Here is a 19,560-nt window from a genome sequence, read left to right on the forward strand (position 1 = left end):
ATTCTCCGTACACCCGCTCCGTTGTAACCTGATAGGATCCAATATCGCTGGACCCTGAGGAGTCGTCTTGCAATGAGGCGGCGTGAGTTCACAGCCGTGCTGTTGCTTGCTGCTGCTATACGGCCTGCGCTGGCGCAGCAGCGCGCCATCCCTCGAATAGCAATCTTCCATCCTGCCATCCCGACGACACTGCTTACCGAAACCGGCGGTGGAACGGCCTGGCGTGCGTTCTTCGGTGAGCTGCGCCGCCTCGGTTATGTCGAAGGCCAGAGCCTGATCGTCGAGCGCTATTCGGCAGAGGGGCACCACGAGCGCTATGCAGACATCGCGCGGGCCGTCGTGGACAGCAATCCGGATCTGATCGTTACCGGAACCAATCCCGTCGTGCTCGCCTTCAAGGCGATCACCAGTCGTACCCCGATTGTTGCGTTCATGATCGATCCGCTGAAGGCAGCACTGGTCGCAAGCCTCGCCCGGCCGGGCGGCAATCTCACCGGCATCACGCTCGACGCCGGAATCGAAATTTGGGGCAAGCGCCTCGAGTTATTGAAGGAAGCCGTCCCCTCGACAAGCCGGACCGCCTTTCTCGGCATGCGCGAGGGGTGGGAAGGTTCGTTTGGACAGGCCATACGGGACGTAGCCAGCCGATTGGGAATCTCGCTGATTTCAATGCTGCCGAGCGCCGGCACCACGTCGGAGATCGAGCGTGTCTTTGCGGAGATGGCCGAGCAACGGCCTGACGCCGTGTTGATCACCGGCGAAGGCGACCTCTATGCCAACCGTCAATTGATCTCCGAGCTCGCGTACAAGTACCGCATGCCGACGATGTGTCCGTACCGCGACTACGTCGATGCCGGAGGACTGATGGCCTATACGGTGGACCTTGCGGAGCTGCTGAAGCACATGGCCCGAGACGTCCAGCGAATTCTCACCGGGACGAAGCCGGGCGACATCCCGATCTATCAGCCTACGAAGTTCGAGCTGCTGATCAACCTGAGGACGGCAAGAACGATCGGCCTTTCGTTGCCTGCGAACCTGCTGTCGCGCGCTGATGAAATGATCGAATGAAGTCCGCCATGGGCGGTCTAACCACCTCGTCTCACGCTGTCGATAAACCGCTGTTGCTCGCCGGGCGCGTAACCCTGGGAAGCTCCGGGATACGGTTCACCGAAACCATCGTCTTGTGACGGCCGGGAGCGCATCGGCCCCGACGGCGCATAGGCAAACCCCGAACGGGGGTCTGAGACAGTGACGCCCTGACTGGGAGGAACACTTGCATGCGACCGGCGCGCAGGATGCACCGATGCCGCGTTCGCAGCGCCGCACAGTGTGATCAAGAGGCCCAACGCCAAGATTGCACGCATTGCTTTTCTCCAATCGACAGCCGCTCGCACCTAAGTGGGGCTGACCCCGCGCTATCCCAACGACTGGCGGTTCACGATCAGTCACATCGGCGGCATTGCGGGCGCGGGGCGTCAACCTGATCCGCGGCTAGGTCCGGCGCCCACAAGAAACCTGCCGACGCGTTGGTCGGTGATGGCGAGTTCGCCGGGCCTTGAGATCGTTCCAAAAATATGCCCGCCCCATGAGGAGAAACATATGCGATCCGTCAGCATTTGCCCCGAGTGCGCCCTCGTCGGCGACAGCAAGAGGGCAAGTGCCGGCATTGATGCCGGCGGCGCACTCACGATCATTTTATTGGGTCGTAACCTCGGTGCAGCTTCGAAGCCGAAGGCGGCACCCTACATGAATTGGCATGATTACCATCATCTTATGATGGACATGCCACAGAACCTTTGGAGCCAACATGGGCGAAGTTGTTCAATTCGTATCGAGATCCGAGCGCGAGCGAGCGCGCCTTATTCGTGAGGCGCGCGCAATTTATGACAGCATCTTTCCGCCTGCCGACCCTAGCAGCGCACGCCAGGACAACGCCGGCCACGGGATCAGCGGAGCCAACGCCCATCGTAGCGACATGAGCAACCTGTCGTGATCAAGATCATCGCGGTCCTCTGCAGTCTCGCCTCGCCGGCAAATTGCCACGAGCAAATCGTCACCACCTCGGACTTCGCTCAGGTTTCGGTGCAGTCCTGCCTCATGGGCGCGCCGCAACTCGCCGAATGGATGAACCAGCACCCCGCCGAGCGCCTGGCAGCATGGCGCTGCGTGCTCGGCCAACAGAACGGTCGAGGAATCTAAGCCGGCGCGCCGCCGCGCCGCGCTCCTTCTATCTCGTTGCCTTCACGCGCTCCTTCACGGGGATCACAAGTTTTAATCCGGACCAGACCTCGTCGACGGCGCAGACCTTGACGTCGACAAGGCCGTTCGCGAGCGCAGTCTCGCGGATCACCGTCTCCGTCACATCAGTCGCGACGCCGGAGGCCTTCTTCGGCCACGACACCCAGATCATGCCGTCGGGTGCGATTGCCTTGCGGTAACCGCGAAGCTTGGCAGCGAGGCCCTTGGCCTCGGTGGCGAAGAGATGCACCTGGTCCAGCGGCGCCTTGGCGGCCTTCATGATCCGCACATCGGCCGGCAATTCGCCCACGATGGCTGTGTAGGCAGCCGGTGCCCCATCCACAAAGATGCGAAAGCCCGGCTTGATGCCGAGCTTCTGCACCGTCGACCTGCCGGAATAACCCGCCACGACCGCCTGCTCGTTCACAGCCGCTTCGCCGCAACGGCGTTCGACATCAGGATTCGAACACCTGCGCGATGGAAGGGAACGATGAAGAACAGATAGATCTTTCCATAGGCGTTATGGACGGTGCAGAGCGTCGAAACGACGACATTCGTCGCATCCCCCTCTTTCGCTTTCAGAACCGACAATCTGAAATCGAGGTGCTTGTTGTTTCGCCCGGCCACAATCTCATGCTCGGCGATGAAATAGATCGGCCACGGTCCGACCTTGTCGCCCACGCGGTATTCGCGCCTGGCGGTGGGCCTCATGATTTCGCCGACGGTTGGCGCCTCCAGGCCGAAGAGCTTCGCGATCACATTGCGGACGACCAGTATCGCCTTCATCCAGAGCGGCGTGTGGCCGAACAGCGCGAAGAAGATATCGACGATACCGGCGTCAGGCCGGGTGAGCGCGGCGCGGTAGGAATCGTGGAAATACGCGCTGCGCACAGCGTCCCGGTCAAGCGCGCTGCTAGGCGGAACATCGCATTCGACGACGTGCATTGCGGCCTCTCGACAGACCCCGATAGTTCACAAGAAAACGGGCGCATGACGCGCCCGTTTCATGGTCAATTTGTTTGCCAGCCGCCGAAGCTTACGACTGCGGCTGCGGCTCGAGGCCCGGATCCGGATCGGGACGCGGGCGCGGGCGACCTGACGGCGGCACCGCCGAGGTGCGCGGCCCGGAGGGCTCCAGCACCGACTCGCGGTTCGGCTTCTTGCCGGCGATGAGATCGTTGATCTCCTCGCCGGTCAGCGTCTCGAACTCCAGCAGGGCCTCGGCGATCGCTTCCCAGTCCTTGCGCTTCTCGGTGAGGATGCGGCGCGCCTCGTTCTCGCCGTCCTCGATCAGCTTGCGGACTTCCTGGTCGATCAGCTTCGCCGTCTCGTCGGAGATGTTGGTGCTCTGGGCAACCGAATGCCCGAGGAACACCTCCTGCTCGTTGCTCTGGTAGCGGACGCGGCCGAGCTTCTCGGACATGCCCCACTCCATCACCATGGCGCGCGCGATCCGCGTCGCGCTCTGGATGTCGGAGGTCGCGCCGTTGGTCACCTTGTCCGGACCGAATTTGAGGATCTCGGCCTCGCGTCCGCCAAAGATCATGGCGAGTTTGCTGACGCACCATTCGCGCGTGTAGGAGTGCCGATCGGTCTCCGGCAGCGACTGCACCAGACCCAGCGCGCGGCCGCGCGGGATGATCGTCGCCTTGTGGATCGGGTCGTGGCTCGGCACGTTGAGGCCGACGATCGCGTGGCCCGCCTCGTGATAGGCGGTCAGCATCTTCTCCTCCTCGGTCAGCACCAGCGACTTGCGCTCGGCGCCCATCATGACCTTGTCCTTGGCGTCCTCGAACTCGGCCTGGGTCACCATGCGCTTGTTGCGGCGGGCCGCCATCAGCGCGGCCTCGTTGACGAGGTTCATCAGGTCAGCGCCGGAGAAGCCGGGCGTGCCGCGCGCGATGGTCTTGAGGTTGATATCCGGCGCCAGCGGCACCTTGCGGACATGCACCTTCAGGATCTGCTCGCGGCCGACGATGTCGGGGTTGGCGACCATGACCTGGCGGTCGAAGCGGCCGGGGCGCATAAGAGCGGGATCCAGCACGTCGGGACGGTTGGTCGCCGCGATCAGGATCACGCCCTCATTGGCCTCGAAGCCGTCCATCTCGACCAGCAACTGGTTCAGGGTCTGCTCGCGCTCGTCATTGCCGCCGCCGAGGCCGGCGCCGCGGTGACGACCGACGGCGTCGATTTCGTCGATGAAGATGATGCAGGGCGCGTTCTTCTTCGCCTGCTCGAACATGTCACGGACGCGGGAAGCACCGACGCCGACGAACATCTCGACGAAGTCGGAGCCGGAAATGGTGAAGAACGGCACGTTGGCTTCGCCCGCGACCGCGCGCGCGATCAGCGTCTTGCCGGTGCCGGGAGGTCCGACCAGCAGCACGCCGCGCGGAATGCGTCCGCCGAGCCGCTGGAATTTGCCGGGGTCGCGCAGGAATTCGACGATCTCCTGCAGGTCCTGCTTGGCTTCGTCGACGCCCGCGACGTCCTCGAAGGTGACGCGGCCATGGGCCTCGGTCAGCATTTTTGCACGCGACTTGCCAAAGCCCATCGCTTTGCCGGCGCCGCCCTGCATCTGGCGCGACAGGAAGATCCACACGCCGATCAGCGCAATGAAGGGCAGCCACGAGACCAGCAGCGACACGAACCACGGCACGTTGTCGCCCGGCGGCTTGGCCGTGATCTGGACCTTGCTGTCATAGAGGCGCTTGACCAGCGTCGGGTCGTTGGGCGCGTAGGTCTGGAAGCTCGAGCCGTTGGTGAAGGTGCCGTGGATGTCCGGTCCCTGGATCACGACGTCGCGCACATTGCCGCGGTCAACCTCGCTCAGAAGCTGCGAGAAGGCGATGTCCTGGGAGGAAGCCCGCTGACCCGGATTCTGGAAGAGCGTAAACAACGCCAACAGCAGCAAGACGATGATGACCCAGAGGGCGAAATTGCGCAGATTGGCGTTCATAGATCTTCCTTCGTGGTCGCGCGGATCGCGGCCCTATTCCTTGGGCAGGCTTTCTTAGAGCAAGTGAGAGAAAATCCCCAAGGAATCCTCTCTGTTAGCTGCATACAATTTAGGTGCCGCCCCGGTCACTGCCAAGGGAACTAGATGGGACTATTTATCCCATCTTAGCCCGATTCCCGCTCAAATAATGGCCGGCCCGGGTTGGTTTTTCCGCTCTGGTTAAGGTGTCCTGAGGACCTGTCGGGAGCGAGCCGGTGTCATGATCCGCCCCTGACGCGCCGGGCCGGCGCCGGCACGATCTGGATGCGCCCCCGGGACAGGCTGACGAGGGCTCCAGCAAGCGTCTGTTTGATGCTGATATGGCCGGTTCCGCGCGGGCCCGTCTCGTCCGCGACGGCGCGGTCGAGGACCGCAAGCAGGGCCTCGACCTTGCCGAGCTCGGCCGGGCCCTCATGCCCGACCGCGTCGATCGCCCGCAACAGGAGCCGCAAGCGCACCTCCTCGGGCAACGCGGCGAAGCTGGACGCCTCAAAACTTCGCCCGCCCGCGTGGTGCGACAAGCGGTCGCGATCTCTCAGCGCGAGGAAGCGCTCGGCGCCATCGGCCAGCACGTCCACGGCAGCGTTGGCGCGGGCGAGGCGCGCGGCGAGCCGGGCCAGGTTGCGCACGTTGCCGCCTTCGGCCGCCAGCGCCGGCAACAGCGCCCGCAGCCGCGGGCGCGTGAAGGCCGGATCGCGGTTGGTCGGATCGTCGGCAAAACCGATCTTTGCACGCGCAAGCGTCGCGATAAGCTGCGACTTCGGGACGTCGAGGAACGGACGCGCAAGCGCGACACCGTCGCGCTGCGTGATGCGCGCCATCGCGGACAGGCCGACAATGCCGCTGCCGCGGAGCAGCCGCATCAACAGCGTCTCGGCCTGGTCGTCGCGGGTATGGGCTGTCAGCACGTGGGTCGCGCCGCTCGCGCGCGCGACTTTCACGAGCAGCCGGTAGCGCGCGTCGCGCGCAGCGGCCGGCAGGCCCGTCTTCGGCTTGGCGCCGGTCCAGCGCATCGTCCGGTGCGTCAGGTCGAGCGAACGCGCGAGCTGCTTGACCTCGCGCGCCTCGCGCGCGGCGTCCTTGCGCAGGCCATGATCGACGGTGACGACGATGAGTTTTGGGCCACGCGCAAGACTGCGCCGCCAGCGCGCGGCAAGCCACATCAGCGCCAGGGAATCAGGCCCGCCGGAGACCGCGAGCACCAGCGCAGGCGCGCCTCTCAGCTCCGCGAAGAGCGCTTTGGCGGCGGCTGCCGAAATCGGAGAGTTGTCGTCGTCTGACATGACGCTGCCCGAGAGAGCAAGCAAGGGATGGCCGGCCAATCTAGCGCACGGCCATCCGCATTGTCAGTCACTTGGAAGCTAGCACTTCACCCGCTTCTGCTCACGGTCGACGGCGGCTTTGACGCCGGCGGAGGCGCGCGGATATTTGCGTCCGATCTCGCCGAAGGCGGCACAGGCGGCCTCCTTCTCCTTCAGCGCGGCCAGCGACTGGCCGAGCCGCAGCAAGGCATCAGGGGCCTTGGCCGACTTCTCATATTTCGTGGTGACGGCGAGGAAGGATTCGGCGGCGTCGCGATATTGCTGGCGCTGGAAGAAGCTCTCACCGACCCAGTATTGGGCGTCGCCGAGCAGCGGATCGCTTGGATATTTTTGCGCAAAACTCTTCATGGTCTGCTCGGCGAGCGCGTAGTCCTTGCGCTGCATGTAGCCGATGCCGAGGTCGAACTCGTCGCGCGGCGTTTGGGCGGGCGGCTGGGTCGAGAGCCCGCCGCCGGCCGGCGCCGGATAGCCCGGCTGCGCCGCCTGAGGTTGGGATTGCGGCGTGCGGGCACCGGTGTTGGCAAGATCCAGCGGCTCTCCGGCACCACGTCCGCCGGGAGCGCCAACAGGGGCGCCCCCTTGCGACGGCATCGGCATCTGGCCGCCGCCGAGTGCGCGCGGCGCGCCCGGAGCGTTCGGATTCTGGCCCGGATCGAAGGCATCGCCCCGCCGGCGCGTGCCCGGCGCGCCCGGCGCCGGCTGCTCCTGGATGATCGGAGCGGGTGCGGCGACCTGCGGCTCATAGGGCTGCTGCTGGGCCGGCTGCTGCTGGCGATAAACCGGCGCGGCTTGGGCAGGGGCTTGGACAGGCTGTTGGTGCAGGGGCGGCGCGGCGGCGACGTTGGGCTGCACGGGCGCCTGGCCCGGCGTGGCCTGCGCCCCGCCCTCCAGTTGCCGGATGCGGTCCTCGAGCTGGCGGTTGCGGTATTGCAGCTCCTCGTTCTGGCCGGTGAGCTGGCGAAGCTGGTTTTCCAGCCGCTCGATCCGCATCTCGGCATCCACGTCTTCCGACTGCTGAGCAGATGCGGGCGAACACAGAGAGAGCAGCGCGGCAATCGCCACGGTGCCGGTAAAAGCCTTGATTGTAGATAACATCTTGCCCTGACGACGAAAGCGGCGTGGCGCGCGGCGGACAACTCGCCGGGCCGCACATAAAGGGAGGGAGTACGCCAAAACTGTGACTGCTACCAAAGGGTTTCTACGCCGCCCCCGCAAAACGAAACCGGCGCCCGAGAGGCGCCGGCATAGTCCATGTCTGAAGCTGAACGGAACCTGACTGATCGTCAGGAACTCGCGTTCAGCACGGTGACGGCGCGACGGTTCTGCGACCAGCAGGAGATGTCGTTACACACGGCGACCGGACGCTCCTTGCCGTAGGAGATCGTGCGCATGCGGTTCGGGTCGATGCCGCGCGAGGCCAGGAACGAGCGCACCGACTGGGCGCGGCGGGCGCCGAGCGCGATGTTGTATTCGCGGGTGCCGCGTTCGTCGGCATGACCTTCGATGGTGAAGCTGTAGCGCGGATAGCTCTGCAGCCACTGCGCCTGCTTCTCCAGGGTGACGATCGCCTGCGGGGTCAGATCGGTCTGGTCGCTCTCGAAGAACACGCGGTCGCCCACATTCACCACGAAATCCTGCTGGCTGCCCGGCGTCGCGGCGCTGGCCATCGCATCGGCACCCAGGTTCTTGTTGGCGCAGGCGCCCATCGACAGCGCGACCGCAAGCACTGCAGCCAGCTTCAATCCCTGGAGGAAACGCATAGGATATTTCATTCCGGAGCCTCCACGCTCACGTTAGTCCACTGCTTTCCGGTCTACAGGGGGTTGGTTAAGCGAACGTTCCGTCAACCTTGATGGGACGTTGCCACAGCCGGTCAAATGCCCCCGATCGGCCAAAAGCACCCACGATGGTTAATGGGTTGTAAATGTGGCGCGACGGTGAAGGCAAGCCGCAACAGCCGGCAAAAGCAGTGGTTTTGCCGGAACAATGGCCTTGCGGCCACAAGGAACGGAGGAATTAGCTGGCCTCAGGACTGCGCGGTGCCTGCGGCCGGCTTTGGTGCGGTCTGGCGCTGGCTCGCGATCGGATAAGGACAAGCCGCCATCCCAGACCTTATTTCAGCGGCGTTACTTCAGCGGCAAAAACAGTTCCGCGACCGTTTCATGCTCCGGCACTTCCGGGAAAAAGCTGAGTCGCTGGCAGTAGATCGGGAAGTCTCGCGCCTCTTCGCCGCTCGCCGGCAGCCAATCGTGATAGAGATAGAGCGCCGCGGGCTCCAGATTGTGGGTATTGCCGACAACGCGCAGCACCGCGCAACGTCCGCCGGGAATCACGCCGGCCTTGATCTGTTCGCCGTTCGCCTCAATCGGCCGGTCGGTCCCGACACACAGGTCCAGGCTATAGTCGGCCGGGGATGCGGGCCGCCTCTCGGAACGCCAGACGTTGAAGGTCGGACTTGTCTTGGGGTGCAGGTTAGCTGCCTTGCGCCAGGCGATGAACCGCTGGATGGTGTCGCCGATCGTCGCCGGGTCGCCCCGATGCTCCATGATCGCCACCGGCGTCGGTGCCACATCGCGGATCGTCACGTCGTCTGCGGTAAAGGTCTTGTGCATGCGCTTGCTCCTCGCATTGTCGAGAGGCCCGAAGGCCGCAAGCCACGGCTCCCAATCAGGAGATTTCCGAAACGACGAAGGTGATTGCCCAAAGCGTTGCCGAAAAGCGCGGGCGAAAGCATCCGGTGCGTCGTAACCGGCGTCCATCGCGATGTCCGTGACGCTTTCGTCGTCCCTGTAGGCCAGCAGGTAGGAAGCACGCTTCAAACGGGCAAGCTGGACATAACGATGCACGGACAACCCGAAGGTCGCCGTAAACTGCCGGTGGAAATGGAACTTGGAGAAGGCCGCGACGCGGCTCACCGTTTCCAGGTCAAGATCACCGTCAAGATGCTGGTCTATGTAGTCCAGCACCCGCTGCATCCGGGCATGGTAGTTTTGGAGCGCCGCCTTCATCGTTCCTCCGTGGCGGCACCAGCTAGTCGCTCATGGCCATCACGTGCTCGACCGATCTTGCGGTTTTGGATGGATTGACCGGAAACCTCTCACGACCGCTTGCAGGCGAGCATCGGCATTCGCGGTTCTCTTGACGCGAACCGGTCCCCACTTCGCTCGAAAACGCTTCTGTCGCGGGATCAGGACTGCGCGGTGCCTGCGACCAGCACCGGCTTCGGTGCGGCCTGGCGCTGGCTCGCGCGATCGAACAGCATCCGCCGCTCGAAGGCCGACGAGCGCAGGAACGGATAGCGGGCGAGCACCTTCTCGCGCACCGACGGAAGATGCGTGGCCATCAACCCGACCGGCTTGACGAGGCCGGGATAGAGCCGCGGCTCGCACCAGGTCTCCTGCAGGAACACCCGCCGATAGAACGGCTGGTGCTCGGCGCGCACGATCGCAAGCCCGTAGTCGGCATTGAAGTGAACGCCGGCGGTCGAGCCCAGCCGCACGGTTACGTAGGGCAGTTCAGGGAAGCGCCGCACCTTGTCGGGATCGGCGACGAAGCGGGTGGAATCGATGAACACCATGCCCTTGTCGAGCATGGGGTGCAGCACGTCGCCGAACAGCTCGACCGACGGCGACAGCCGCCATTCCGAGGTCAGCACGCTGATGCGGATCGAGCTGTAGAGTTCGCCATGCAGGTAGACGCCGAAGGTCCAGGCGTTGGGCGCGTCCTCGAACTGATCGGACACGCGCCCGTCGAGCGAGGCCTTGACCGCGCCCTCGCGCAGGTAAGCGCGATAGCGGAGCCGGTAGATCTCTTCTTTTTCTTCCGGGGTCTCCGCGAGGCGGTAGTCCACATGTTCCATCGGGTCCCAGGTCCGGCCATGAATGACCGGTTTGGGCTCGGCAGCGGACTTCATGCGGGGGGACTCCAACAACTTCAAAACAACTTTCGCGCGTGCGACAATTCATTAACAGCTTCTTAACGAAGAAGCAAAGCATTCAAATTGTTAGGGTTAACCCCGTAACTCTACGGGCGGCGCTACAGACAGTGCAGCGACGGTCCGCACCAATAGAACTATTGGGAAATACTTAGCCCCGGGAGGCGACGACCTGGAGCTGATCTTCCGGCCGACGACCATGGGACGCGTTGAGGAGCTGGCGCATCCGCACCGCCGGGACCGGGCGGCTGAACAGATAACCCTGCGCCTCGCTGACGGTGCCGTCGGTGCTGATCAGCTCGAGCTGCTCGTTGGTCTCGATGCCCTCGACCACGACCGACATGCCGAGATCGGCCGACAGCCGCGCCACGCCGCGGAGCAGCGTCAGCGGCCGATCGGTGTCGATGCCCTCGAGGAAGGAACGGTCGATCTTCACCTTCTGCATCGGGAAATTGTGCAGATAGCTGAGGCTGGAATAGCCGGTGCCGAAATCGTCGAGCGAGATGCTCACGCCCAACGCATGGAGCTGCGACAGGATGTCGTGCGTGAGCTGGGTGTTACGGAGCAGCGATGATTCCGTGATCTCGATCTCGAGCCGATGCGCCGGCAGTCCCGACACTTCGAGCGCGTAGCGGATTTCGCTCAAGACATCGCGCTGGTGGAATTGCTGCGGCGAGAAGTTGACGGCGACGCTGACGCCTTCGGGCCACTTCATGCATTCCATGCAGGCGCGGCGCAGGATCCAGCGGCCGAGATCGACGATCAGGCCCATGTCCTCGGCGACCGGGATGATGTCGACCGGCGAGACCGTGCCGCGCACCGGATGGTTCCAGCGGAGCAGCGCCTCGCAAGTGGTGATCTTGCCGGACTTGAGATTGACCAGCGGCTGGTAGAACAGCTCGAACTCCTCGTTCGCCAGCGCCTTGCGCAGGTCGAGCTCGAGGATGCGGCGGGCCTCGACGGTCGCAGCCATCTCGTCGCGGAAGAAGCAGAAGGTGCCGCGGCCGTCCGCCTTGGCGCGATAGAGCGCCATGTCGGCGTTCTTCAGCAGCGTGTCGGCGCCGACCCCTTCCGGCGAGGTCAGCGCAATGCCGACGCTGGCGCCGATCTCGACCAGATGGTTGTCGATCCGGTAGCGCTCGCTGAGCCGCTCGACGATGCGGCGCGCCAGCGCGGCGGCATCCTCGGGCGAATTGATGTTCTGCTGGAACACGACGAACTCGTCGCCGCCGAAGCGCGCGACGAAATCTTCGGGGCGGAGCATTTCGCGCAGCCGGTTGGCGACCGCGCAGAGAAGCTGGTCGCCGCAGGGATGACCGAGCGTGTCGTTGACCTGCTTGAACTGGTCGAGGTCGACGAACAAGAGTGCCGACATGCGCTCGGCGCTGTGCGAGATCGCGAGCAGACGTCCGATCTCGTCGCGGAAGTTGACGCGGTTGGGCAGCGCGGTGAGCTCGTCGTAGCGGGCGAGATGGCTGATCCTGGCCTCGGCATTGGTGCGCTCGGTGATGTCCTCGAGTAGCAGCACGGTGCCGCCGCCGGCCATCGGCTGGAACGTCCATGCCAGCGTGCGCCCGCGCGACAAATTGGGATCGGTGGTGACGATCTCCTTCATCTGCGCGTGCTCGATCTCGCTCAGCAGCATATTGCCGCTCTCGATGGACAGCGATCCGGCGGCGACGCAGGCGGAAACGATATCGGCGGCGCTGGCGCCGCGGGTGGTGAAATTATCCGACAGCTCCATCAGCTCGCTGAAGCGGTGGTTCATGACGGCGAGACGGCCGTCGGCGCGGAACATGCACAGCCCATGCGGCATGTTGTTCAGCGCGGTGTCGAACTGGCCGGCGAGCGCCGCCTCGCGCTCGCGCGCCACCAGCGCCTGCACGAAGATGCGCTGCAAATTGGTCGAGATCTTGCGCAGCGCCAGGAAGAACACCGTGCAGACCATCGACAGGCCGATGTAATAGATCGTGCCGTTCATCGCGAGCGCGATCGCGGTCGGGCCGCAGGCGAGCGCGACCTGGAGATGATAGATCCAGGGCCGGCCGTAGGTCCGGCCCACGCCCGCCGACACATAGCCGGTGGTGACGGTGAGGCAGATCATGTGCACGACGGCATCGTCGGTCGCGATCAGCGCGACCGTGCACCAGACGCCGAGCGCCAGCGCATAGAGCAGCGCCGCGATCTGGTAGCGCATCTCCCAGTTGGCCGCTTCCGTCGCGGTCAGCACGGACTTGCGCTTCATGTACCAGTGCGTGTCGAAACCGCGATAGATGCCGATCGTGCTGAGCAGGCCAACACAGATCCACAGCGCGGTCGAATCCGTCTTGAACGCAGTCATGCCGGCGGCGAGCGCAACCATCACCGCGCCCGCGAAAAGCGGCGCAGGATTCTGGAAAAGCGAGTCGATCAGCGCCGCGTAAATTGACGGCGAGACTTTTTGTTGATCGGACTCTCCGCTCTGACTTGCGAGCTGCATTTTGGTTGTACGCGTCCTGTTTGGCGCGTACTTTTACCCAGCCGGTATGAAGTCTTTCTGAGGGAACATCGTTAAAGTCGGGTGTTTTTGTAGGTTTTTCGAACCGATTTCTGCTGAAATATCAAGCAACTGGGCAAGCTTTGCCGACGGCAAGGTGAAGGAATGCTTGCCGCCGAGGAACATCGCCGAAAAATCGGCGCGGTTTTTCGAAAACATCGCGCGGTCGGACGCGCCGATACAACCGCGTCATCAGCCGGAGGTTGACGACAAGAGCGGCGACCAGGCCGGGTCGGACGCGTAGCCCGGCGTCGGCACCTTCTGCTCGTTGCGCCCTGAAATGTCGACGGAGTAGAGCGACGGCCCGCCGGCGCCGCCGGGATCGCGGAAGAACATCACCACGCGGCCGTTCGGCGCAAACGTCGGGCCCTCGTTGTGGAAGCCCGCGGTGAGGATGCGCTCGCCCGAGCCGTCGGGCTTCATGATGCCGATCGCGAACTGTCCGCCGCCCTGCTTGGTGAAGGCGATGTAGTCGCCGCGCGGCGACCACACCGGCGTCGAATAGCTGCCGCTGGTGTCGTCCTTGGAGAAGGAGATGCGCTGCGCAGCTCCGCCGCTCGCCGACATGACGTAGATCTGCGGCTTGCCGCCGCGATCGGACTCGAAGCAGATCCGCGTGCCGTCGGGCGAATAGGACGGCGAGGTATCGATCGCCGGCGTGTCGGTGAGCCGCGTGGTCGAGCGCGAACGCAGATCCATCACGAACAGGTTGGAGTTGCCGCCCTGCTGCAGGCTCATGATGACGCGCTGGCCGTCCGGCGAGAACCGCGGCGCAAAGGTCATGCCGGGGAAGTTGCCGACGATCTCACGCTGCCCGGTCTCGATATTGTAGAGATAGACCTTTGGATCGCCCTGGCCGAATTCCATGTAGGTGATTTCCTGAGAATTCGGCGAGAAGCGCGGCGTCAGCACGAGGTCGGAGCCGCGGGTCAGATAGCGCACATTCGCGCCGTCCTGGTCCATGATCGCGAGCCGCTTGACGCGCCGCTCCTTGGCGCCGGTCTCGTCGACGAACACCACGCGGCTGTCGAAATAGCCCTTGTCGCCGGTCAGGCGCTCATAGATCTGGTCGGAGATGATGTGGGCGATGCGCCGCCAGTATTCCGGCGAGGTGAAGTATTGCTGGCCGGTGAGCTGCTGGCCGGAGGCGACGTCCCAGAGACGGAATTCAGCCTTGAGGCGGCCGTCGGGCTGGCGCGTCATGCGGCCGGTGACGAGTGCCTGCGCGTTGATGGTCTTCCAGTTCTGGAATTGCGGCGCGACGTCGATGTTGCCGATGCGCTCGATGAAGGCGGCCTGGTCGATCGGGTTGAACAGCCCCGAGCGCTTCAGATTGTTGGTGATGACCTGCGTCACGCCGTTGCCGACCTCGCCGTCGGACGGCGAGCCCGGCACGAAATTGGTGATCGCGATCGGCAGCGGCGCAACATTGCCTTCGGTGATCTGCAGCTTGGTTTGTGCCTGAAGACGGTTCGGCAGCAACAGACCTGCGGCAGCACCGGCACCTCCGATCAGGAGCTTCCGGCGATCGATCGGCAAAGGAGACAAGGAAAATGACTTTACGGACATTGTGAGCTCTCAAACATCAGCTGCGGAACATCGTCTTGGGATCGAAATCGATGTCCATGTACTTCCACTGCTCGTACGTCTCTGTACGCAGCATGTTGTAGGGCTGGCCCTGAAGCACGGCGCGCACGGCGGCATCGGCCGCGGCTTGATAGCGCGTCGACGTTCCGGTCGAGACAACCTGCGGCGGCTGGGTCAGCCGGCGATCGGGACCAAGGTGAATGCGCACCGTGACGAACAGTTCTTCGGGATGCTCGATGCCGGGCTGGACGTTCCAGAGACTCGCAAGGCGCGCCCGCATCGCGTCAAGCTCGGACTGCGACAGCGTCGCGGCCGTGCCGCGCGCGGTGCCGAGCGAGGCGGATGCGTTCAACGTCGTGCCGGTGATCGCCTGACGCGTGGGATCGCGCTTGTCGATCAGCGCGGCGATCTTGGTCTGGTCGAAGACGCGCTCCTGCTTCGGCTTCGGCGGTTGCGGCTGAGCCTGCTGCGCGGGCTTGGTCTCCTGCTTCGGCGTCGGCTTCTTGGCTTCCTGCTTCTTGATCGCCTCGGCGATCGGATCTTCCTTGGCCGGGTCAGGCTTCTTTTCAGCCTGCTTCTGCTCTTCCTTCGGCTTGTTCTCGACGACCGGTTTTGGCGGATCGGGCTTCTTCTCGACCGGCTTCTCCACCGGCTTCGGCGGCGGCTGATCGGGCGCGGACGAGGTGACGATTTCCTTCTTCTCGGTCACCTTGCCGATATTGTCCTCGACGGGTTTTGCCTCGGCAACCTTCTCGACCATCGGCTTCGGCTTGTCCTTCTCGCCGGTCTTGATGCCCTGCGTGATCTTGGACAATTGGTCGGCGGAGATAATGTCGACCGGAAGCGATTCCATGGGCGGGGCTTCCATCGAGCGCGACGAAAAGGTGACCATCCCCCACCCAAGCACGAGGACATGGAGGGCAATCGACGCAACGAGTGTCTTGTCGACGTTCACCTTCACCGACTTAAGTCCCCTGCTCCACTTCGGTGACGAGCGCCAGCTTCTTGAAGCCGGCGCCGGACAGCCGGCCCATCACCTGCGCCACCGTGCCGTAATCGGCCTTCTTGTCGGCGCGCATGTAGATACGTTCCTCGAGGCCGCCGCGGGCATCCGTAATCGCCTTCAACTTCGGGATCAGCTCGTTGATCGCGACCTCGGTGTCGTTGATGAAAACCTTGCCCTTGGAATCGACCGAGAGCTGCAGCGGCTTCTGATCGTTGGTCTCGAGGCTCTTGGCCTGGCTCTGCGGCAAATCGAGCGGCACGCCGACCGTGAGCAGCGGCGCCGACACCATGAAGATGATCAGCAGCACCAGCATCACGTCGACCATCGGCGTGACGTTGATTTCGGCCATGACCGGCTTGCGCCGGCTGCGGCGGCCGCCGCCACCGGACGAACTGGCTACGTTCATCGCCATGATCTGAAGCCCACGCTCAAGCCCATACTATACCGTCCGTTACGCCCGCTCGTCGATCTGGCGGGACAGGATGGCCGAAAATTCATCCGCAAAGCCCTCCAGCCGCTGGGCCTGCCGGTTCACCTCGGACGTGAACTTATTGTAGAAAATAGTGGCAGGAATGGCGGCGATAAGGCCGATGGCGGTCGCAAACAGCGCTTCGGCAATACCGGGCGCGACCACCGCCAGAGAGGTATTTTTCGAGGCCGCGATCGACTGGAAGCTCGACATGATGCCCCAGACGGTGCCGAACAGGCCGACGAAGGGGCCGGCGGAGCCGACGGTGGCGAGCACCAGCAGGCGGCGCTCCAGCCGCTCGATCTCGCGGGAGATCGAGACGTTCATGACCTTTTCGATGCGCATCTGCAGGCCCGCGACCGAGCGGGCATGGCTTTCGAAGGACCGCTTCCACTCGCGCATCGCCGCCACGAAGCAGGCGGCCATCGAATGCGTCGGCTTGGCCGAGAGCGTGCGATAGAGCTCTTCGATCGACTCGCCGGACCAGAACGCCTGCTCGAAACGATCCATCGAGCGGCGGGTGCGGGCATAGAGGAAGATCTTGTCGATCGCGATCGCCCAGACCCAGACCGAGCAGGCCAAGAGTCCCAGCATGACCGCCTTCACGATCCAGTGAGCCTGCCAGAACAGCGCAATCAGCGACACGTCGGCGGAAGCCGCGACCGGAAGGGCTGACTGAGCGACGTCGGCCGGATTCATAGGCAGTATCCTCTCAAGGCGATCGATCCACGTCTTCCCGGGAGCAAAATGGGCTGCCGGATCCCCAAGGCCACGCACCCACGGCGCGGCTCGCAAGCCCGCTCAAAGCCTTGTCTTTTCGGTTTGCAGCGGCCCGTCCGAAGCCGGCCGTCTGCTTTCCCCGCCAAGATGTCAAAACTAAGGGCTCCGGGCGCGACTTTTACGCATGTACCAGACGCCAGCGATAGTTAATGCGGGGTTACCGCAGCCGAATTTGGCTGCCGGAATGGCTGGCGGTGCAGGGAGTTGGGCCGGGTGCTCTGGCTGGATTGGACCTGCCGGGCCCGCAAGTTGAGCCTGGTTCCCTCCCCCTTGCCTCTATTCCGCGGCCTGAACGCTGGGCGGGATCTGGATCGGCTCGAGCGGAGATACGGCGGGCCCATTGAGCGCAGTACCATCAGGCGCGAATTGAGACCCGTGGCAGGGGCAATCCCAGCATTGCTCCAGCGAGTTCCAATGCACGACGCAGCCAAGATGGGTGCAGCTTGCCGACAGCAGGTGCAATTCGCCGTGGCGGTCGCGGCAGGCGGCAATCTTCTTCAATCCGCTGCGAACCAGCCGGCCCTCTCCCAAGCGAAGCCGCTCCACCGAGGCTAGTGCCTCGGCGCCGAGATATTCCGCAATGTTCTTCAGCGGCGTGATGTTCTCGCTGATGAAGGTGGTGATGCTCTTGGAGATCTTGCGCTCGGGCAGATAGACGGCCTCCCAGCTGTTGCCGCCGATCGTAATCAGATCCGCAATCAGCAGGCCCGCCACCAGGCCATTGGTCATGCCTTGTCCGGAATCGCCGCTGACGAGAAAGACATGCGCTTCGTCCGGGCTGCGTCCGACGAAGCCGGTGAAGTCCGTGGGTTCGAGCACTTGGCCCGACCAGCGATGGGTGATCCCGCCGATCATCGGCAACCGCGCGCGCGTCCATTGTTCGAGTGCGGAAAAGCGCGCCTGACCATCGTCGGCCTCGCCGGACTTGTGGTCTTCACCGCCGACGATCACGATGTCCTCATCCGCCGAACTAGGCTGCAGGCGGACATAGTGATAGGGATCGAGCGTGTCCCAATACAGCGCATCCAGCAGCGAACCGACCGGGACCTTGGCTGCAATCACATAGGTGCGATAGGGCGCCTGTTTGGTATGGATCGGTACGCGCAGATTGACTGGCGAGTTCGTCGCGACAACGACGTCCGTGACCCGCACCTCGCCGCCTGACGTCTTGAGAACGATTTCTCCGCGGCCGCGCTCGATCGTCTCGACGCAGGTGTCACCGTAAAGCCTTGCGCCGAGCCGATGCATCGCTTTGGCCAATCCGGCAAGATATTTGGTCGGATGAAAGCGGGCCTGCCGGGGGAAACGAAGCGAGCGCGCAAGACCGCCTTGATGGATGGGTGTCGGATCGCTGCAAAACTCGACGGGGATTCCCAGCTTCCTGCAGCTTTCGAATTCCTCGTCCAGATGCGATGGCAACGTCTCCGGCGCCAACACCCAATAGCCATCGACGCGGCGGAAATCGCAGTCAATTCCCTCGGCAGACTGGATCGCCTGCGCGCGGTCGATCGCGGCGACGACGCTCTGATAGTACAGCCGTGCGCAATCCTCACCCCGAACCCTGATCAACTCCTTGTAGTCGTCGTCCAGGGCCGTTGCCAGATGGGCGGTGGTGCGCGCCGTCATTCCGCTGCCAATTCTGCCGCGGTCGAGCACGATGACCGAGCGCCCGCGCGCGGCCAGCTCATAGGCAACCGACAGGCCGGCGATGCCGGCGCCGACGACACCGACGTCGGCACGCTCCTGACCCGAGAAGCGCGAAGCCGCCGGGATGAATGTCTCCATCCAAAGCGACTTGGTTTCCTCATCCAGCACGTTCATGGGATTTGTCCTCTCGCGGACAAACGAAAGGCAAAGCACAAGCGTTCCCTTGTCGGGGATCGAGGGGCCGCGGCGTTTAGACCACGCGCACCGACAAGGTCCGCCTGCCCCGACTGAGCCTTAGCAAGCCGCGAAAATGGAGAAGGATCGCTTCCCCATGCACCAGCGCGTCGGCGCGGGCGAGCCCGATCGGAAAGGGGCAGCCATGGCGACAGGAACCTGTCTTTCTGCGGGACATTGCTCCCAAAAATCATTTTGGCGAGGTTTTGTCATGAGCATCAATCCCTCGTGGCGGTGATGAACACAATCGGCGCGCCGCCTAGTAGATCATCGTCACTGTTGGCGTAACCCGCCTCGTCCGTTGCCGCGGACCCGGCGGATTGCGCTTGCCCGATCGACGCGCCAAGCGCCGGCACCACAGATATGCAGTTTGTGCCTGACGTGACGACCATGTGACCTTGAGCGCTGTTGTCTTTGCCTGCAAGCCGCGTGAGAGTGCTGGTGGGCCGCTCGTCAAACAACTGATGGTAGTGGCTGGCGAACTGCCCGAGGACGTCACACGGGAGATCCGCATGGAACAGATTCTGATCAACCTCGTTGCGGGCGCGCTTGGTGGAATCGGCGCGGGGAAGTCGTCGCCGACATTCGATCTCGGAATGGCAGGCAACATCATATCCGGTTTGGTCGGCGGCGGCGTGCTCGGACAGATCGCGACGTTGCTGCTGCCGTCCGTCTTGGCCGCGGCGCAATCGGGAAATCTGAGCGTCGGCGGGATTGTGTCACAGGTTGTCGCCGGCGGCGCCGGCGGCGCGATCCTCACCGCGATCATCGGAGCCATCAAGAACAAGGCTGCCGCCTGATCCATCGAC

19 protein-coding genes are annotated in these 19,560 nt (G+C 63.8%); 4 read left to right on the forward strand and 15 right to left on the reverse strand.

Annotated elements, in window-relative coordinates; translation table 11 throughout:
• Positions 1–72 precede the first annotated feature (72 nt).
• The 3 genes from KUF59_RS39635 (at position 73) to KUF59_RS39645 (ending at position 2,199) form a co-directional block, all read left to right on the forward strand.
• A complete protein-coding gene (locus KUF59_RS39635) occupies positions 73–1,068 on the forward strand; it encodes an ABC transporter substrate-binding protein (RefSeq protein ID WP_258767982.1) in 996 nt (331 codons plus the stop codon).
• Positions 1,069–1,807: 739 nt separating this feature from the next.
• On the forward strand, positions 1,808–1,993 hold the full coding sequence (locus KUF59_RS39640; RefSeq protein ID WP_212456717.1) for a hypothetical protein: 186 nt from the start codon (positions 1,808–1,810) through the stop codon (positions 1,991–1,993).
• Positions 1,990–2,199: a hypothetical protein gene (locus KUF59_RS39645; RefSeq protein WP_212456718.1), complete on the forward strand. Its 210-nt coding sequence runs from the start codon at positions 1,990–1,992 to the stop codon at positions 2,197–2,199. The genes KUF59_RS39640 and KUF59_RS39645 overlap by 4 nt, the downstream gene beginning before the upstream one ends.
• Positions 2,200–2,227: 28 nt before the next feature.
• Here the strand turns inward: KUF59_RS39645 and KUF59_RS39650 are convergent, their stop codons facing one another.
• The 15 genes from KUF59_RS39650 to KUF59_RS39720 all read right to left on the reverse strand — a co-directional run bounded on the left by KUF59_RS39650 (position 2,228) and on the right by KUF59_RS39720 (position 18,691).
• On the reverse strand, positions 2,228–2,665 hold the full coding sequence (locus tag KUF59_RS39650; protein ID WP_258767983.1) for a DUF3052 domain-containing protein: 438 nt from the start codon (positions 2,663–2,665) through the stop codon (positions 2,228–2,230).
• On the reverse strand, positions 2,662–3,183 hold the full coding sequence (locus tag KUF59_RS39655; protein WP_212456719.1) for a DUF2867 domain-containing protein: 522 nt from the start codon (positions 3,181–3,183) through the stop codon (positions 2,662–2,664). The genes KUF59_RS39650 and KUF59_RS39655 overlap by 4 nt, the downstream gene beginning before the upstream one ends.
• A 91-nt stretch (positions 3,184–3,274) precedes the next feature.
• Entirely contained in the window at positions 3,275–5,197 is a 1,923-nt protein-coding gene (gene ftsH, locus KUF59_RS39660; protein ID WP_212456720.1) for an ATP-dependent zinc metalloprotease FtsH, read from the reverse strand.
• Between the two features lie 257 nt (positions 5,198–5,454).
• A complete protein-coding gene (gene tilS, locus KUF59_RS39665) occupies positions 5,455–6,519 on the reverse strand; it encodes a tRNA lysidine(34) synthetase TilS (RefSeq protein ID WP_212456721.1) in 1,065 nt (354 codons plus the stop codon).
• Positions 6,520–6,597: 78 nt separating this feature from the next.
• Positions 6,598–7,653 (reverse strand): tol-pal system protein YbgF, encoded by a 1,056-nt coding sequence (gene ybgF / locus KUF59_RS39670; protein WP_212456722.1) that lies wholly within the window; start codon positions 7,651–7,653, stop codon positions 6,598–6,600.
• A gap of 188 nt (positions 7,654–7,841) precedes the next feature.
• Positions 7,842–8,330: a peptidoglycan-associated lipoprotein Pal gene (gene pal / locus KUF59_RS39675; RefSeq protein ID WP_212456723.1), complete on the reverse strand. Its 489-nt coding sequence runs from the start codon at positions 8,328–8,330 to the stop codon at positions 7,842–7,844.
• Between the two features lie 354 nt (positions 8,331–8,684).
• The gene (locus KUF59_RS39680; RefSeq protein ID WP_212456724.1) at positions 8,685–9,566 is read right to left on the reverse strand and encodes an AraC family transcriptional regulator; all 882 of its coding nucleotides are present in this window, start codon (positions 9,564–9,566) and stop codon (positions 8,685–8,687) included.
• A gap of 179 nt (positions 9,567–9,745) precedes the next feature.
• Positions 9,746–10,471, reverse strand: coding sequence for an N-acyl amino acid synthase FeeM domain-containing protein (locus KUF59_RS39685; RefSeq protein ID WP_212456725.1), 726 nt, complete (start codon positions 10,469–10,471; stop codon positions 9,746–9,748).
• A gap of 172 nt (positions 10,472–10,643) precedes the next feature.
• Positions 10,644–12,971, reverse strand: coding sequence for a putative bifunctional diguanylate cyclase/phosphodiesterase (locus KUF59_RS39690; protein ID WP_212456726.1), 2,328 nt, complete (start codon positions 12,969–12,971; stop codon positions 10,644–10,646).
• 33 nt (positions 12,972–13,004) lie between these two features.
• Entirely contained in the window at positions 13,005–13,187 is a 183-nt protein-coding gene (locus tag KUF59_RS39695; RefSeq protein WP_212456727.1) for a hypothetical protein, read from the reverse strand.
• Positions 13,188–13,220: 33 nt separating this feature from the next.
• Positions 13,221–14,597: a Tol-Pal system beta propeller repeat protein TolB gene (tolB, locus tag KUF59_RS39700; RefSeq protein ID WP_212456728.1), complete on the reverse strand. Its 1,377-nt coding sequence runs from the start codon at positions 14,595–14,597 to the stop codon at positions 13,221–13,223.
• 16 nt (positions 14,598–14,613) lie between these two features.
• Entirely contained in the window at positions 14,614–15,570 is a 957-nt protein-coding gene (locus KUF59_RS39705; protein WP_212456995.1) for a cell envelope integrity TolA family protein, read from the reverse strand.
• A gap of 10 nt (positions 15,571–15,580) precedes the next feature.
• On the reverse strand, positions 15,581–16,033 hold the full coding sequence (gene tolR, locus KUF59_RS39710; RefSeq protein WP_212406158.1) for a protein TolR: 453 nt from the start codon (positions 16,031–16,033) through the stop codon (positions 15,581–15,583).
• A 39-nt stretch (positions 16,034–16,072) separates the two neighbouring features.
• Positions 16,073–16,789, reverse strand: a complete 717-nt coding sequence (gene tolQ, locus KUF59_RS39715) for a protein TolQ (protein WP_212456729.1) — start codon at positions 16,787–16,789, stop codon at positions 16,073–16,075.
• Positions 16,790–17,146: 357 nt separating this feature from the next.
• Positions 17,147–18,691: an FAD-dependent oxidoreductase gene (locus KUF59_RS39720; RefSeq protein ID WP_212456730.1), complete on the reverse strand. Its 1,545-nt coding sequence runs from the start codon at positions 18,689–18,691 to the stop codon at positions 17,147–17,149.
• 572 nt (positions 18,692–19,263) lie between these two features.
• Between KUF59_RS39720 and KUF59_RS39725 the strand changes: the two genes are divergently transcribed.
• Complete coding sequence (locus KUF59_RS39725) at positions 19,264–19,551, forward strand: hypothetical protein (RefSeq protein ID WP_212406184.1); 288 nt, start codon at positions 19,264–19,266, stop codon at positions 19,549–19,551.
• Positions 19,552–19,560: the final 9 nt, after the last annotated feature.

This window comes from Bradyrhizobium arachidis (assembly GCF_024758505.1).
GTDB lineage: Bacteria > Pseudomonadota > Alphaproteobacteria > Rhizobiales > Xanthobacteraceae > Bradyrhizobium > Bradyrhizobium manausense_C.